This window comes from Nafulsella turpanensis ZLM-10 (assembly GCF_000346615.1).
GTDB lineage: Bacteria > Bacteroidota > Bacteroidia > Cytophagales > Cyclobacteriaceae > Nafulsella > Nafulsella turpanensis.
The window spans coordinates 51,359-68,088 of sequence record NZ_ANNU01000003.1; the positions used below are offsets into that span (position 1 = coordinate 51,359).

The following is a 16,730-nucleotide window of genomic DNA, read 5'->3' on the forward strand; positions in this document are numbered from 1 at the left end:
AATTTTCTTTAGCGGCATGGGTGGTGTAAGCCTGTGCCGTTTTCTTTCCTGCGAAATAGTCTGCTGAACAATTTTCGGCAAGGAAGAAAAAGCTGGGAAGATAGATTTTGATGAGCTATTCAGCACTTTTTTCCTTCTCTATTTCAGGAGCTAAACAAAACATTGCAGAAAGACAAAAAAAGAAGGCCGGAATAACCGGCCTTCTCCACATATGAGCGATGTATTTAGAGTCTTAACCCCTAAAAAGTAAAGTTGTTAAAACCGCTCCAACCAATAAGGCAGCGGCTGCTGGAACCGTTTGATGGCGCGTTAACCAGGCTGTCGTGCTTTTTTCTTTAGATTCTTCATCGAAGCGTCCATGGGCTCCATAATTTCCCGGCACAGGCTCAAATAAGTTATCTGGCCTGTCCCCACTATCCACTTCATCAGTTTGCTGTCCTTTAAAACCTTTTTTACCCAGATACCAGTCTCCTACCCCCGGGAAAATTTTATTTCCTAATATGGCTATATAAGAAGATGAGCCTACTTTGTACTCTCTCTCCTCCGGATGATGAGCGGCATAATAAACAGCCTTTGCACAAACCTCTGGCTGGTAAGGAGTTCCCATTGGACGTGGCTTGTTGGCCATCTTATTACGCACCCAGTCAAATTGCGGAGTATTAATGGCAGGCATTTGAACCATCGAAACCTTCACGTTACTACCTTCGTGTATCAGCTCCGACCGGAGGGAGTCCAGAAAGCCCTGTGTGGCATGCTTAGCACCACAATAAGCTGCCTGCAGTGGAATTCCCCTGTAAGCAAGGGCCGAGCCAATCATGATGATGGTTCCCTTATCGCGAGGCAGCATGCGTTTAAGAGCAGCCATTGCTCCATACACCTGCCCCAGGTAGGTAACCTCGGTAATTCTCTTATACTCATCCGGCTTCATATCCTTTACCGGACTCAACATGCCCACCATGGCATTATTGATCCAAATATCGATAGGTCCCCATTTCTCCTCCACCAGGGCGGCGGCGGCATCGAGCTGCTTTGCATCCGAAACATCCACAGAAAAAGTAACAGCTTCTCCGCCCAATTCTTCCACCTCTTTTTTGGCCTGCTCCAGGCGCTCTTTCCCACGGGCAATGAGGGCAATTTTTGCCCCATGCCGGGCAAATTCATTGGCAATGGCCCTTCCAAGTCCTGCAGAGCCTCCTGTTATCACTACTACTTCTTTCTCGCTTTTATTATTGTCTTCCATATTACCTTTAGTTTAAAAAATCTTCTAAATTAATTTCCTCTGGTTATTTAGTACGTCCTCTGGCACTGGCTGGCTGGGGAATGAACTGTTACTATTAACCATAAACCCTAAAAGTTCAAACCTCCTTTACCATTCCGGAGATTTTAAAACAGGTTTTCTTCATATAATGCAACGTGATTTCCTCTCAGATGTTCGGTTCTACTTGAAGTTGAAGAAACAGGGAAACGGAGGAAGGCAGAAAGGTAGGAAGCCTAATGGTTCAACAGCTTAAAAACAGTAAGGAAGAAGGGAAAATAAGGGTGGAATACAAAAAGTGATGATGAATTAATTGGCAGAGGCTGGTTGGTTTACTTCATCCTTCATCCTGTTAAGTTCCTCAAGGCTTCTCTCTCTCACCAAAGCACTGTCTACTTCTTCCTTTGGAGGCATCACATCTTTCATAGCAATGGTACGCATCTCCCTCAGCTTGTCACTTCTCCTCTTCCTAACCACTATACCGAAGTCTGATACCTCTACCTGTCCATAATGTTTAGGTAAGCTGTCGGTACCAAAGCGCGAAAAGAGATGGGTACGAACACTGTCATCAAAAATATACATTGACTGATAAGCAGGGCATACCATCCGCTCCTGGCAGGAGGCCAGAAGCCAGAAACCGGAAAATATTAAAAGAAGAGATAAATACCGCTGCATATTAATAGAAGAAAGAAATTTCAGGAAGGAAAAGTAATCTTCCCTGCTTTTTCCTAAAGGTTCTTACTTTGGTCTGAACATTAAAAGGCTCTGCCGAAAATTTGCGGGCAACTCTCTAGCTTCCCCACAGATAGTGCTTTCTCCCCTGCCTTCGCTAAAGTCCATTCCAAATTTAAAATTAATAAAACCCGCTGAAAATTTTAAGACTATTTCAGAAGATTTACTACGTAGGGGGCAATCCTGTTTACCCAAAGGCTGTACATGCTGGCCGAAGGGTGCAGACCATCCTCCGCAATTAAAGTCACATCCTGAGCTGCCAATTGGGAATCAGGAAAAATGTTAAAGAAGGGAACTCCGTACTTTTCGGCTAATTGCTGCTTATATTGATTATACTGCTTAAGCTCTTCGGCAATTTCTTGCTTATCCTTTTCAGCTGCGAAAGGGGTAACACTATAATCGGGAATGGCAACGACCAAAACATGAGCCGGACGATTGCCGGAGAACTGAATAGCCTGCTGCAGCAACTGCTCAAACTCTTTACGAAAAGCATCAAAAGAATAGCCGCGATACTGATTATTTACGCCTATAAGTAAAGAAACTAAATCATAGTCTGCCGCAGGTTTTTCCTCATCAATGGCTGTCTGCAGTTCGTCGGTTGTCCAGCCGGTAGTGGCGATAATTTCCGGCTCCGCAATGGCTATCTCCTCCTGCCGCAACCTGTTTACCAGTTGTACAGGCCAACGCCCTTCTTCAGAAACTGCTTCACCTATCGTATAGGAATCGCCAAGAGCCAGAAACGTATTCATTTTTACCTTTGTTTAGTACAAAGGTAAAGCCCTGAACGAAAGAAAGAAATTTTAAAGAGAAAAAGCGGATTAAATCACCCGCTTTAAGATCATGAATATTACTCCGGCCAGGAACATCAGGATGGAAAGCTTATTAATTCCATGCATGGCCTTGAGGCTAAAATTAGTTGGACGGTTCGGATCCTTTTTACGGAAAAAGTAACCAAATACCTCTCCCAGTTTAAAATAATCCGCCAGCGTATTTCTATTTTTATTATCCATATGGTTGTTAATCAATCTTTTCCGGTTCAATCCACTTATCATCTCCCCTGATAATATCTATCAGTTCATCTACTGCACGCTCGGAGGGCACAGACCTTTTAACCACATTCTGCCCGCGATATAGGGTAATCTTTCCTTTCCCGGAACCTACGTATCCATAATCGGCATCGGCCATTTCGCCCGGGCCATTTACAATACAGCCCATGATGCCTATTTTCACTCCCTTTAGGTGATCGGTTCGTTTCCGTATCATGGCGGTCGTTTCCTGCAAATCAAAAAGGGTCCGTCCGCAGGATGGGCAGGATATATACTCCGTCTTGGACATACGGGTTCGCGCTGCCTGCAAAACACCAAAAGCAATATTGTTGTTCCTGCCTACTTCTTCTTTTATTTCTTCCTCCGTACTTCCTTCCTGCAATTCGGTTCCCAGCATTACGCCATCGCCTAATCCGTCGATTAAAAGGCCTCCCATATCGGTGGCGGCATACAGCTGCAGGGCATCGGCAGAAAGCTTTTCAAACTTTCGAAGAATGATGACGGGCACCTGAATTTCTTCTTCCAGCAAATCAAAAAAGAAGCGGCGTTGCTCCGCCATGGCATGACGATTATCCGTATCCAGCAGCAGTACTACTTTTTTATCTTCCTTTAGCAGGGGGAGCAGATCGGGGTACTGCTCAGACGCCTTTAAGCGGACAAAGTTAAGGCTTGGGTGTTTTTCCGTGTCCGCTTCCAAATACTGCGCAACACTAAGGAGCGGGTGCTTATACTTCCTTTCCGGATGCTGCTGCCAGCTTCGGTAGTTGAGGATTTCTTTCAGTCCGTTGGGGACCATATACGGGAGCGGCTGATTGCCACTATATATATAATCGGCGCCAAGGTCATTCATTTTCCATTTATCGGGCTCCGGCAGGTAAAAATGGCCGATAGGACGTAAGTCTTTTGGCTCTGTAACTTTCAGCCGGCTCAGGTCTGCGATTACCCGTGGTACATTGGCACCCCCAATATTTTCAACCGCTACAGTAGTTCTTCGGCTATAGCTGAAAGGGTCGATAGGTAGCTTCTCTACCGGACGAATAGGCTTATGCCCTGAACGATGCTCATAGCGGTCGATGAGGGTTCGGGCCACCGGAGCTTCCAGTTCCGGTTCCTCGGTTAAGGATACGCGAACGGTATCACCCAGCCCATCTTCCAGTAAGGTTCCTATTCCCACGGCTGACTTAATCCGCCCATCCTCCCCTTCCCCGGCTTCTGTTACCCCCAGGTGGAGCGGGTACGGCTGCAGACCTTCTTCCTGCAATTTCTGTACCAGCAAACGGTAGGCCTGTACCATTACCTGGGTGTTGCTGGCCTTCATGGACAGCACAATATCGTAATAGTTAAACGCTTCGCATATACGGAGAAACTCCAGGGCCGACTCTACCATGCCCAGTGGGGTATCGCCATAGCGGCTCAGAATACGGTCGGAAAGGGAACCATGATTGGTGCCAATACGCATGGCCGTACCATATTCCTTACAAATTTTAACCAGCGGAATAAAGCGTTCCTGAATTCGCTCCAGCTCTGCCTGATAAGAAGCATCGGTATACTCAATGATTTCGAATTTCTTTTTATCGGCATAATTGCCGGGATTGATGCGCACCTTCTCTACTATCCTTGCCGCCAGCTCAGCTGCATTAGGCGTAAAATGTATATCGGCAATGAGAGGAACAGTATAGCCTCTCTTCCGCAATTCTTTCTTTATCTCCTGCAGGTTTTGGGCCTCCTTTAAGCTAGGCGCGGTAATTCTTACATACTCACAGCCAGCCTCAGCCATTCGAATGGTTTGTTCCACAGAACCTTTGGTATCCATGGTATCGACCGTCGTCATGGACTGGACCCGTATAGGATTATTCCCCCCAAGGGCCACATCACCAATTTTTACTTCGCGGGTTTGCCGGCGAGAGTAAGCTGTAAGGCTGTTACAGTACTGTATTTTTTCAAGGACTTTTACGTCTGCAGTCTTCATGAATGCTACTTAAGCTAAAAACTAAAGGTTATTATGCGGTTACGGGTAAGCGAGAAATGTCATGTACTTCTCACTGCCTAACATTACTGGCCACGAACAAGTTTAGGGTGGAGGAAAATTTACAAATCTCCCAACTGTGGACGGATTACCAATTCTTCCACCACACTATGTCCGCTCATTTGCCAGGCCGCCCAGCAGGCTTCAGCTACGTCTTCGGATTTCATAAAACGCTCCGGCGGTATATCCACTCCATCCCAACTGGCGGTGAGGGTAGCTCCAGGCATAATGGCTGTTACCCGGATGCCCTTATCCTTCAGCTCCTCCCGTAAAGCTTTGCTCATTCCAAGCATGGCAAATTTACTAATAGAATACGAACCTCCATTATTATAAGCGGTAATACTGGCAATGGAGCACATATTAAAAATATGTCCGGCTTTTCTGTCAATCATTTCTCCGACTAAATGCCTGGTAAGCCGGTAGGCACTGTACAGGTTTGTATCTATCATTTGCTCCAATACCCCCTCTTCCTCCGTATGCACCTGCCCCGGAATAAAAACCCCGGTATTATTAACCAGCACATCAGGAGCTAAATCATTGCTTTTAACAAATTCGGCAAAAGCCGCTACTTCTTCTTTTCTCGATAAGTCCGCCTTAAAAACGTGAAGCTTTATGCCTGGATAAGAACCTTCAACTTCCTTTTTCAGGCGGTCCAGCTCTTCCTGATTTCGGCTACAGCTAATGGCATCGAAGCCCTGGCTGCAAAACTTTTCAATAATAGCACGACCAATTCCTTTTGTCCCTCCGGTAACGACTATTTTTTTATTCATAAGCTTTTGGCTCTGTTCTTCGTTATGATATTCGGTTTACCCGAAATATAAGTAGGTTTAAGCAAAAATTGCGAACTTCGTTGTAATTTCGTAGCCTATAGTAGTAAGCAGATTGGATGAAAACACTCGGTAAATATTTTATCTTTTTAGGTTCTCTTTTTAACAATCGCGAATCATTTAAAACTTATTTTAACTTAGTGTTGGATGAATCTGTAAGCATTGGCACCAGCTCTGTTTTTATTGTTGCCATTGTATCTACTTTTATCGGGGCTGTAACGGCTGTACAAACTGCTTTTAATATTGTAAGCCCGTTAATTGAAAATTACATAATCGGCAATATTGTGCGCGACATGACCATTCTGGAGCTAGCCCCTACCATTACTGCCATTGTTTTTGCCGGTAAAGTAGGATCAAGTATTGCCAGTGGCCTTGGCACTATGCGCATCACCGAACAGATAGATGCACTGGAGGTAATGGGGATAAATTCTGCCTCTTACCTGGTACTGCCCAAAATAATTGCTTCCTTAATCATGTATCCTCTGCTGGTGATTCTGGCTGCTTTTTTATCTATTTATGGTGGTTATCTTGCCACTACTCTTTCCGGCATAGCAACGCCTGAAGATTATGTATATGGCTTACGGTTTGCTTTTAATGAGTTTACTGTAACTTTTATGATGATTAAGTCTTTTGTATTTGCCTTTCTGGTTTCTTCCATTTCGGCCTATAAAGGCTTTTTTACCACCGGGGGCGCTTTAGAGGTTGGACAGTCCAGCACCAAAGCGGTTACCAGCAGTGTAATAGCCATTTTACTGGCCGACTATTTTCTGGCTCAGCTGCTATTGAGTTAATCTACGGAAAAAGACATTATGATAACATTTGAAAATATTAGCAAAAGCTTTGAGGAAAAGGAAATCCTGAAAGGCATCAGCGGAGAGTTTAAAGAGGGAAAAACAAATTTGATTATAGGTTCCAGCGGTACAGGTAAAAGTGTGCTGCTTAAAATAATTGTGGGACTGGTCCATCCCGATACGGGCACAATTTATTTCGATGGGCGGGATTTTACCCGTGGCGATAAAAAGCTCAGAACTTCCATCAGGCGCGATATTGGAATGCTCTTCCAGGGAGGAGCGCTCTTTGACTCAAAAAATGTAGAGGAAAATGTGATGTTTCCTCTGGACCTGGACAAAAGCAAATCGAAAAGTGAAAAGCTCGACCGGGTAAACTGGTGCCTGAAGCGGGTGGGACTGGAAAATGCAAATAAAAAGATGCCTTCTGAAATTAGTGGCGGCATGAAAAAAAGGGTTGGCATTGCCCGGGCCATCGTCGACGACATTAAATATCTTTTCTGCGACGAGCCTAACTCCGGCCTCGATCCGCAAACCTCCATTGTAATTGATGAACTGATTGATGAAATTACCAAAGAGCTAAAGATTACAACAGTGGTCGTAACCCATGATATGAATTCTGTAATGGGAATAGGCGACCATATAATTTATCTGGCTAAAGGAAAAAAGCTATGGGAAGGCAGTAAAGATCAGATTCTGGAAACGAAAGTACCTGAACTGCACGATTTTGTCTTTGCCAGTAAGCTGCTCCAGAACATGAAAGAATCTTCTTAGAACAGGGCCTGTAACATCATCCTTCCCAGGTGAACGACTTCCTGCCCCTCGGACTGCCTGCCTTCATAGCTGAGGTTCAGTTGAAGACCATTGATGAGCTTCTGTTGCAGGCTCATTTCCCAAAGCCAGTTGTTTCCCGGCTGCAATGCCTCCAGCATGGCATATCCGGCCGGCGAATTAGGCTCTCCTTCAAAATCAATTTGTACCTGCCGGATTTCTCCCTGAAGTAGCGTATTGCCTAATCGGCTGTAACGCAGGTTTAAACTGGCGTCCAGTAGCAGGGCTTCCCTGGCTAATTCCGGGTGGAGTCTGTTTTCTTTCTGAGCGACAGAAGCTTCGAGCTTTGCCTGGAAATCCAGGCCAGGCATCCAGCTTAACTCCGGACCTGCCTCGTGTGAAAGGATATAAAATTGCTGGCTCTTCAGGAAATCGGAATAGTTTCCAAGCCTTTCCTCTTCAAGTCGAAGGCGAAAGCCCCAGCTACGGCTAAAGTTATAGCGATAGGCCAGACGGTACTGCTCCCGCTCTTCAGCTTCAAAACCGGCAGACAATAGCTGCTTCCGCTCCTGTAAGAGCAGGCTTCCATCCATGCCCCAGCGAAGGTTACTACGGTTATAAAACAGGTTCAGCTGCAGAAGTTGCCGTGTGCTCAGCAACTGTGGGCTCTCAGCCACCTCACCTGCTACAGGAATAAAGCGCGACCAGAGGCTTTCCTCTGTTGATTTCTTGCTGGAACGCCAGCTGATGTTTCCAGAAAAATTCCCTAAGACTTTCCGGATTCCCCTCTCCTCTGCCCAGGCTGGTATACCTGTGTAATTGAGCCGGTAATTCAGTTCGCTACTGTGGGCGAGAATAAAATCATTATTGGGAACAAATATGCGCAGGTATTCTTTTTCATCCGGGTTAATGGCCTCGTAAAACTCACCCAGTTCCTGGATACCGTTGTTATTTTCGTCCCTCCAGGTGTGCGTACCTTCTCCTGTAGGTACTTTTACATAAACGAAGTCTCTGCGGAGCTCCCGGCCATTCCCAAGGGTGTAAACCAGCTCGGTCCGTAAAATATTCTTCCAGAAATTGCCAAGCCAGTTAAACTGCCCGCTCAGGATATTCTCAGCGCCGGCACCACGGAGAGAATCGATATAGTTCTTACTGTACCTATAGCTGCTTAGGGCTCTGAACTGCTGACCCCTAAAAACTTTAGTGGCATAAGTAGCGGAAACAGTATGAGCAAGGGTGGCTTTTTTAAATTCTCCTTCCAGTGGAAGCTGGTCTTCCCGATGGCTGTAAAGAAGGGCGAATTGATTGAGGCTGCTTTCTCCATTACGGACAAATACCTGGTGCTCCCGAAAATTCATGAGCGTGCTCAGGAGCGAATCAGTTTCCTGCTGACGACTTGCCTGCCGATCGACGATATACCGATAGCCAGGCACCCAGCGGCTAAAATGTAAAGCGGCCTCTGCCTCCCAGCGCATCCATTTTACCTCCTTTTCGGCCTGCTGGTTGTTCAGGTAAAAATGCTGCCCTTCCAGTTGCAATTTACCAAAACGCTTTCGGGCATTCGCCTCCTGCTGCCAGCCATTAACAAGGCTTCCCTTTTGCCTGCCGGAAATGCGGTATCGCAGCCCGTTAAATACATCTTTCTCCAGCGCACCCCCAAGGCTTAATATATGATCGCTAAACAAGCTGCCCAAATTTGGCTGCAGCAGGCTCTCTTCTGTGGGTGTAACACCCCACTCGCGGTCAAATTCAATGGAACGGAAGCGGTCGATAGGACTAAAATCTTTATTGGTAAGTTCATAGTCGACTAAGGCCGACCAGCGGTAGTCTTTATCAAAGGAGGCTGGCCGGTCTTCCAGCCGGTATCCTGCTTTTAAACCTATACCCGCCCTCCGGTCTTCATCCTCTGCAAAAAGGTTCTGGTCATTGCCTGAAAAAGCCAATTCGGTAAACACCTCCTGGTATTCGTCCAGTGGAAGGCTCAATCCCCCCGTCAGCATATTTTTTTTTGTTGGAGCAGAAAGGAATCGGATAGGCTCGAAGTTTCCCTGCGGTAGCCCGTTTACTGGCGGCACATAGCGGTATACCTTTCCTGTACCAATGTACTCGTCCAGAACATAATTGCCATTACCGTTTCCTACTTCTGCAAAGGAAAGCTGGTAAACTGCTTCCTGCGGATCAGTGGAAAACTCATAATACCTTAAAGGATTTCCCCCGGCACTCACCGTATCTACCTTTCTGTAAAGCAGTAAATCTTCACTGTACCCGATGCTATCGATTGCAGGTATATACACACCTGCTTCCTCCGGCGTAGCCAAACTGAGTTGCAGCTTTTCCTCCTCGCTCAGCTCGCCCATAAGTGGCTGGTTCCGGCTATCTTTTTCCTGATAGAACTGGGTATACATCTTTAACCTCCCCAGCTGCTGGCTATGAGAGGCATTAAGTGTACTTCGGCTGTATTGCCTGTCGGAATATTCATAGTCGACCCGGATACGGGAGTAGGGTGTAATAATAATACCTGGGTTGAAAGTAATTTCTCCGAGATTGTAGTCAATGGTATAATCGTAATTAAAGCCTCTCTTTAACAGCCGTCCATCGAGGTAGACCTTTTCGGAATTTGAAAGTACCATTACAAAACGTTGCCCCAACGGCCCAGGTAGCTGGTAAGGACCGGAAAGGCCTTCTACCGGCTCCAGTTGTACAGAGGCAAACCTACCTTTGGCAAGGGCCACTCCTGCCGATGTTCGGGAGGATCCGAGGCCCAGCAAAGGCATTGTGGTCGCCATTTGAACGCCCTGTACATTCTTCAGGTATTTTAAAAAGTAGCCTTCCTCCTGCTGCAAAACGATATCGCCGGCAATAAGGGAAGCGTCTTCATTGTACAGCTCTATAAAAACCTTGTCAAACTCCTGCAGGCGCTGTGTGTTTCCTTCGGGCTGGTAGGGCACGTTCTGATCAGAAATGGCTGCACGGATGTTGATATTATCGGTCAGCTTACCCTCCAGCTGTAGGTTAAGCACCGACTGTACAAAAACACTCTGTCGATTACCAAAAGAAATACCCCGGCTGAGGCTCCCGCTCTTCTCAAGACTATCGGTTGCAAAAAGCTCTTCCTTTAGGTAGCGGGGCGATTTTTCCTCTAAAGGGAAATCGTAGAGTGCAGTGGAGTCATACAGCTCCAGCGAACGATGCTGGTAAGTATGGTGAAGAGAATATGGCAGTGTCCGGTAACACACCTGCACCGAATCAGGCCAGTTTTCCCCTTCAAACTGTAAAACACCTGTACTTAAATCATAGTGAAGGGTAGAAAGGCTGTCGCTCCCCATTAGCTGAATGCTGGAAGGAAGTACGCTTAGAGAATCCAGCAGCAGGCCTTCCGGGGAAGGATTTATCCAGCGGCACCTTTGCGGCTGCTGCTGTCCCATTGCCCCTAATGGAAGGAGCAGGAGAAAACCAAAGCACAGTCGGGCCAGCATCAGGTAATTAGGGGTAACTCAATATAAAAGACTGTCCCCTGCCGCGGCTCCGTTTCGAACCAAATACGGCCACCTGCATGTTCGATGCCTCTTTTTGCTATGGCGAGTCCCAGGCCTGAGCCGGTATACTTTGTGCTGAAGTTCGGAACAAATACTTTTTCCCGAATCTCCTGGTCAATCCCTTCTCCATTATCTTCAATCTCAATCAGGACTCTGCCCTGCTTGCTCCTTTGCAGGCGCACATGAATTTCAGGCTCCCTGGTATCAGGCACAGATTGAAGACCGTTCAAAATAAGATTGTTAAAGGTCCGCTGCATCATCTGCTCATCGCCGAGCACCCAAAACGCGCCTGCTTCAATTTCTGCCTCCACCGCCTGCTTTTGGCTGGAATAAAGTCGCACCACCCCCTTTAGCACCACGGCAACATCGAAGCGTTCCTGCTTTGGCACCGGCATTTTGGCAAAGGCCGAAAAGGAAGTAGCGATGTCGCTCAGTGTATCGATCTGGTCGAGCAATGACTTTACGGTTTTTTCCACTCTATCCTCTTCCTGCTCACTTTCCAGCTTTCCTCTCAGCATACGGCTCAGGTGCTGCAGGCTCAGCTTCATAGGCGTGAGCGGGTTTTTAATTTCGTGCGCTACCTGCTTAGCCATTTCTCTCCAGGCAGATTCCTTTTCGGAGCGGGAAAGGGCTTCTTTACTTTCCTGCAGGTTAATCAGCATATGATTGTACTCCTTCACCAACATCCCTATTTCATCATTGGTCGTCCAGTGTAAGGGTTCATTCTTACCGGTAAGGCTCACCTTTTTCATTTTTTGAGCGATGTAACGCAATGGTCCTGTAAGGCCGCGCGAGAGCAGGTATAACAGGAGTAGAAAAAGGATAAAAAGGGAAGCAAAAATGGTAACAATACTGCTAAAAACAGCCGTTAACTGTTGGGCCAGCTGATAGCCTGACTCGAAAAAAGGAAGGCTTAAAATACCCAGCAGGGCACCATTTCGTGGTGATCGTACCGCCATGTAAACAGATTTATACTGAAGGTTATTTACCACCTCATTCAGTAAAACCTGGCGGCTGTTCTGCTCCTTTATTTCGGCAAGAGCCAGTGGATTAATATAAGCAGCCAGGTAATTTTGCTGGTAAATAACAGGCTGGTTGGTGGCTACTAATTCACCAGTGGTGCTATATAGGTGCAAATCGGCCTCGGCATAGCGGGCAATCCGTTCCAAGGCGTTGGAAAGCTCCTCCTGGTTAGTTGCGCTAATGCCCCGCTGGTTCTCAAGCACTTCAGCCATATTTCGGCTGATACTCTCCGCTTTATCAAAATATTCCTGCTCAGTATCCTCCTTAAAAGAGTTGTTTATCAGGCTTAGTATGGAAGCGCTCACAACCAGCAGCGGAATAAAAACAGCAAAATTCAGGTAAAGCTGTATTTTGGCTGTAAAATCCAGCCGCTGAATCGAGAAACGGTAGTAGACAACATAGCAAAGCAACCAAAGAGTAACACAAAAAACACACAGCAGAAAGAGAAAAGAGAAATTGGATACAATGAAATAGGCAGGAGCTGACTCATCTGTAATTATTACCACCTTACCATCTGCCCCTTTTTTCCCTAAATGGTGATAGCCATTTACCTCTATCCCTTCTTCGTAAAGTTCGGGTTGTTGTAAAAAGCCTTCCGGCAACTGGTGCACATAATCGAAGGCGCCGGCATTATACTCCAGCGCACCATTGCGGAAAACGGCATAATCCATATGCTGGGTAGGCGACTCCTTTAGCTCTTTCCCCAAAAACAACTCTGGATAAATAGTATTAGTAAGGTAGCGTTTTAGCGTGAGGTCTACCAGCATATACCCCATAATAGCACCATTTTCCCGGATAGGAATAAACTGCTGATAACGCTTGCCTGAAGCGCCCGGAGTATCGTCTTTCAACAGAAAAAGCCCCGGGTAAGCGGTTTCACTTTCGCCCTCTGCCGCTTTGTTCAGTAATGCATGGTAATTAAGGTAGCGGTTTGGGTGGTTAATAACTGTTCCGTTGAGGTCGAAGAGCAGCACCTGGCTGTCATACTTATCGAAATAACGGCCAAGGTACATCCGCTCTACTTTCTGGCTGATTCCCTGCTTACTAAAGAGCGGGTTGAAAAAGCGGTTCTTAATGAACGGATCCTCCTGTATTTTCGACACAGCCTCCGACAGCAGGTATTCACCCACGAGGTCATTTTCTACCAGCAGTTGCTGAGCAAAACGTTCTTTCGCCACTCTCCTGCTCTGTACATCATACTCATACAATGCCCAGGCTCCGCTAAAGGCACTCACTACCGCCCCACCAAAAATAAAGACGAGCAGGTGGTAATTGTAAGGCTGCAAACGCTGTCTCCGCTGAATAAAAAGGTAAAACAGAAAATAAATTCCGATGGCGAGGGGCACCAGCAGAAAAACAGGCCACCACACACTTAACAGCAGGGCCGGTACCCCCATTCCTGCATACAGAAGGAGCATTTTCTGCCTTTTGTACATGAGGCGCTGCAGGCTCATGCAGAGAAAATAGTTAAGGACTATGTAAATAAAGGTAAGAAGGCAGAAAATAAGCCATGAACTCAATTTAATGCTATTCACCTGCAGGCTGGAGGTGATATCCAGCACATACTGGCCATGAAAAAACAATGCCTTCAATACCTGGTAATAAAAATACAGGAAGCCTATATGTAGGAGGGTAAGGCCAACAATAAAAGGAGTATAACCTGCACGCTTTTCCAGCCATGCACTGATGATAGACCCGTTAATCTGCCAGTATTTCCAGAACAGCAGCACCACCAGCAATACAGCCAGCACATTTAACAGAAAATCTCCTAAAGAAGGATTGATAATGGAAGATGCATAAAAAGTGGGGTCGAATAAATTGAAGGGGTACAGGCGGTAAGGAAAATCAGTGGCCAGCATCAGTGCCCGAATGGCTGCCAAACTTCCGGCAAGCAGAAGAAAAGCTTTGGCAGTAAACCCGTTCTCCAGGTATTCACGGCTTTTATCATAAAGAACTACACATAACAGGCCGCCGCCCAAAAAGGCAAGCAGACTAGCCAGTAGCAGAAAAACATTCGGCCCGTTGAGGTAATTGGGGCCTAAGGCGACTTTAAAAAGTACCTGTCCTTCTCCATCGGAAACAACAGGATGATCAGCAGGATGAGAAGGTGAAAAGAGCGTGAAATCCGGACTAATGAAAATATCCTTATTAAAGCTTAGCCCTCCTACCTCAGCCATACTTTCCATGTAGAGCGGAATCAGCATAAAGATCTCTGCCACTTCTCCCTCTTCCAGTTCCTGTTCTCCTCTTAAAGCAATAAACTTCCCTTCAGGTAAATCAAGGAATCGCAGGTGATTTTTACCGGCAACATCTTCGTAAACCGGCACATAATGGTAGTCCGACCAAAACCAGAGAGAGCGGTTTTTAAAGATGTAGTACTGATGCTGTAAATCTTTTGGCAGGCGGCTGAACTGAGCTTCAGGATTATGCGCCAAAGCTTCCTTTACCTCCTCCATTTCTGTCTGAGCCAGCGACAGCTCATGCTGAAGGTTCCGCTCCAGCTGCTGCCTGTAAAAGGAAGGCCCGCTAAAGAACAAGATATTTAGCAGTAACAGAAAGGCTGCCAAACCCAGGCAAGCACTGCCGGCAAGGAAAGCGTAATAAATGGGACGATTTAAAGCCAAGAGAATTCCATTAAGGCTTTAAAATACATAATTTTTACGATTTAAAGGAAGGCTTTTGCTTTATGCCTCCAAAAGCATATAAAAACAGAATAGGGTAATTACGAAAACTAAATGGCAGAAAGAGAAGCGCCACCTCCGATACATCCACCAGGTAGTAAACTATTACAGGAGGTTCATGAAACCTGAGGTACATCCCGGAGGAAGTTCCTATTTAATAAAAACGAAAAAAAGATAACTCACGTACATGGCGCCAAAGAAAAAGCCGGGTTCGGGTTCGAACATCTGCCGACAATTGAGGCATTTTTATGAGTGGCGGCAAAGGAATGCATCTTATACCAGGGGATCAGTAAATATTTCCCTTCCGGCAGGCGGGGCATTTACCTTTTAATATAGCTCCCGACCCTTAAATTTTTTCCATTTTTCTTAGATGCTCTGTACCAAAAAAAAGCAATCAGGCCGAACAAAAGATAAGGAGTAACAAAGAGATAAATGATTCCCAGATTCAGCTTGGCACTAACCGCTACATCGCCACTACTTACATTACTCTCCAGCGAAGAGCGACACATACTGCACTGTGCCTGCACTGCAACACTGAATAGCAACAGGTACAATGTATGGAGCGATATCAGGATAAACTTTTTCATACTCTCTATAAATTTTAAACTACCAAACCCAAATTACTGTTCAGCACCTATTGCTGATAAAAAGGGCTGATCATATAAAATACCACTACCCCACTGATGGAAACATACAGCCATAAAGGATAGGCATAGCGTACAATTTTCCGATGACGATCAATTTTTCCACTCAAGGCATAATAAACCGACATCAGCACGAATGGTAACACAATGGCTGCCAGGACAATATGCGTTAGCAATACAAAATAATAAAATCCGGCGATCGATGCAACTGCGGCTTTTTCCATCGCCTCTACTACGCCGTCTCCGTTTGCATCGCCAAATTTGGTTGAAGGTGCAGAAGCATGATAAATGACATAAAACACCAGAAACAAGGCTCCTAAAGCCATTGCGGATAACATCATCCTCTTATGCCATTCTACTTTACGTTGCAAAATAAAGACAAGCCCTAATATTAAAATAATGCTGGTAATGCTGTTGATACCGGCATTAATACGGGGCAGAGCCATTATTACCGAATCTGGAAGGCTAAGTTTATAAGGTACAACAAGCAGGAGGCCCACCACCACCGGAACGAGCACGGAAATAATAAGAATACTCCGGAGAATGATTTTATCTTTTGGATTAAATGCAATTTGTGTCATGCTGGCTACCTTTCTTCTAAAAGGATTTTAATTTCGGTTATCAATCGATCTATTTCTTTGCGCTCACTGGTATAATAGCCTCTGATACGCCGCTGCCCGTCTACCAATACCAACTGAAGGTTTGCCGGCGTAGCAATGGCAGCGGAAGAACTTATAAGCGGTAAAACAAACCCACAGCGAATAAGCTGTTCAACAGCGTTTTTTTCGCCTGTTACAAATTCCCATTTTGGTTTAGACAATCCCTTTTCCTCCGTATAAGCTTTTAACTCGGCTGGTGTATCGCGCTCCGGGTCGGTGGAAACAGAAAGTAATTGTACAGCGGGTTCCGTTTCAAAATTCCCCTGGAGCCGCAACAATTCATTATTCAATCGTTGGCATGACTCCTGGCAATGGCTGTTGAAGAAACTGACCACTGTTAACTTTCCACTAAGGTGGCTTTCACTCAGGAACTCCCCTTCCTTATTGACAAAATTAAAAGCCGGTATATAATGCTGCCCCTCCTGCGGAGAACAGAATTCGGAAGTTATCGCTGTGGCATCCTGATGAAAAACGGGTATACTAAACTTGTTTTCCCCAAAGGTTCTAAGGAACCAGATAAGGAAAACTGGAAAAATGAGCAGGAAGGTTAAAGCCGCAAACTTTTTAGCGTTTTTCATGTAAATAAGAGTTAACCTTCACTAAAACAAAAGCAGCTCAGAATTAATTTAGATTCTTTAATAATTCCTGCTTTTATCTCTCTGAAGTGGTAGCAAAGTTACGGCACCACCCATTCAAATCCATTCCAGGCGAAGATAAATTGCATAAAAAAAGCCGGTACTTT

Annotated in this window: 13 protein-coding genes; 2 read left to right on the forward strand and 11 right to left on the reverse strand. The window is 45.7% G+C overall.

Features of this window, described 5'->3' with window-relative positions; genetic code table 11:
* Positions 1-232: 232 nt before the first annotated feature.
* The 6 genes from F752_RS0101390 to F752_RS0101415 all read right to left on the reverse strand — a co-directional run bounded on the left by F752_RS0101390 (position 233) and on the right by F752_RS0101415 (position 5,829).
* A complete protein-coding gene (locus F752_RS0101390) occupies positions 233-1,240 on the reverse strand; it encodes an SDR family oxidoreductase (protein WP_017729928.1) in 1,008 nt (335 codons plus the stop codon).
* Positions 1,241-1,564: 324 nt separating this feature from the next.
* Complete coding sequence (locus F752_RS0101395) at positions 1,565-1,837, reverse strand: hypothetical protein (protein ID WP_152424990.1); 273 nt, start codon at positions 1,835-1,837, stop codon at positions 1,565-1,567.
* 299 nt (positions 1,838-2,136) lie between these two features.
* Positions 2,137-2,736, reverse strand: coding sequence for an SGNH/GDSL hydrolase family protein (locus F752_RS0101400; protein WP_017729930.1), 600 nt, complete (start codon positions 2,734-2,736; stop codon positions 2,137-2,139).
* Positions 2,737-2,805: 69 nt separating this feature from the next.
* On the reverse strand, positions 2,806-2,997 hold the full coding sequence (locus F752_RS0101405; protein WP_017729931.1) for a DUF6728 family protein: 192 nt from the start codon (positions 2,995-2,997) through the stop codon (positions 2,806-2,808).
* Positions 2,998-3,004: 7 nt separating this feature from the next.
* The gene (gene ispG, locus F752_RS0101410) at positions 3,005-5,002 is read right to left on the reverse strand and encodes a (E)-4-hydroxy-3-methylbut-2-enyl-diphosphate synthase (RefSeq protein WP_017729932.1); all 1,998 of its coding nucleotides are present in this window, start codon (positions 5,000-5,002) and stop codon (positions 3,005-3,007) included.
* Positions 5,003-5,121: 119 nt separating this feature from the next.
* A complete protein-coding gene (locus F752_RS0101415; protein WP_017729933.1) occupies positions 5,122-5,829 on the reverse strand; it encodes an SDR family oxidoreductase in 708 nt (235 codons plus the stop codon).
* Between the two features lie 116 nt (positions 5,830-5,945).
* Here F752_RS0101415 and F752_RS0101420 point away from each other — a divergent pair, with 116 nt between their 5' ends.
* Both F752_RS0101420 and F752_RS0101425 read left to right on the forward strand, forming a co-directional pair.
* Positions 5,946-6,677: an MlaE family ABC transporter permease gene (locus tag F752_RS0101420; RefSeq protein WP_017729934.1), complete on the forward strand. Its 732-nt coding sequence runs from the start codon at positions 5,946-5,948 to the stop codon at positions 6,675-6,677.
* An 18-nt stretch (positions 6,678-6,695) separates the two neighbouring features.
* Positions 6,696-7,448 (forward strand): ABC transporter ATP-binding protein, encoded by a 753-nt coding sequence (locus tag F752_RS0101425; RefSeq protein ID WP_017729935.1) that lies wholly within the window; start codon positions 6,696-6,698, stop codon positions 7,446-7,448.
* On the opposite strand, the gene F752_RS0101430 is transcribed toward F752_RS0101425, so the two are convergent.
* The 5 genes from F752_RS0101430 to F752_RS0101455 all read right to left on the reverse strand — a co-directional run bounded on the left by F752_RS0101430 (position 7,445) and on the right by F752_RS0101455 (position 16,566).
* Entirely contained in the window at positions 7,445-10,870 is a 3,426-nt protein-coding gene (locus F752_RS0101430; RefSeq protein ID WP_160164069.1) for a hypothetical protein, read from the reverse strand. The genes F752_RS0101425 and F752_RS0101430 overlap by 4 nt on opposite strands.
* A gap of 50 nt (positions 10,871-10,920) precedes the next feature.
* A complete protein-coding gene (locus F752_RS0101435) occupies positions 10,921-14,628 on the reverse strand; it encodes a sensor histidine kinase (protein ID WP_017729937.1) in 3,708 nt (1,235 codons plus the stop codon).
* 377 nt (positions 14,629-15,005) lie between these two features.
* The gene (locus F752_RS0101445; protein ID WP_017729939.1) at positions 15,006-15,272 is read right to left on the reverse strand and encodes a hypothetical protein; all 267 of its coding nucleotides are present in this window, start codon (positions 15,270-15,272) and stop codon (positions 15,006-15,008) included.
* 47 nt (positions 15,273-15,319) lie between these two features.
* On the reverse strand, positions 15,320-15,910 hold the full coding sequence (locus F752_RS0101450) for a DUF420 domain-containing protein (RefSeq protein ID WP_017729940.1): 591 nt from the start codon (positions 15,908-15,910) through the stop codon (positions 15,320-15,322).
* A 5-nt stretch (positions 15,911-15,915) separates the two neighbouring features.
* A complete protein-coding gene (locus tag F752_RS0101455) occupies positions 15,916-16,566 on the reverse strand; it encodes an SCO family protein (RefSeq protein WP_017729941.1) in 651 nt (216 codons plus the stop codon).
* Positions 16,567-16,730: the final 164 nt, after the last annotated feature.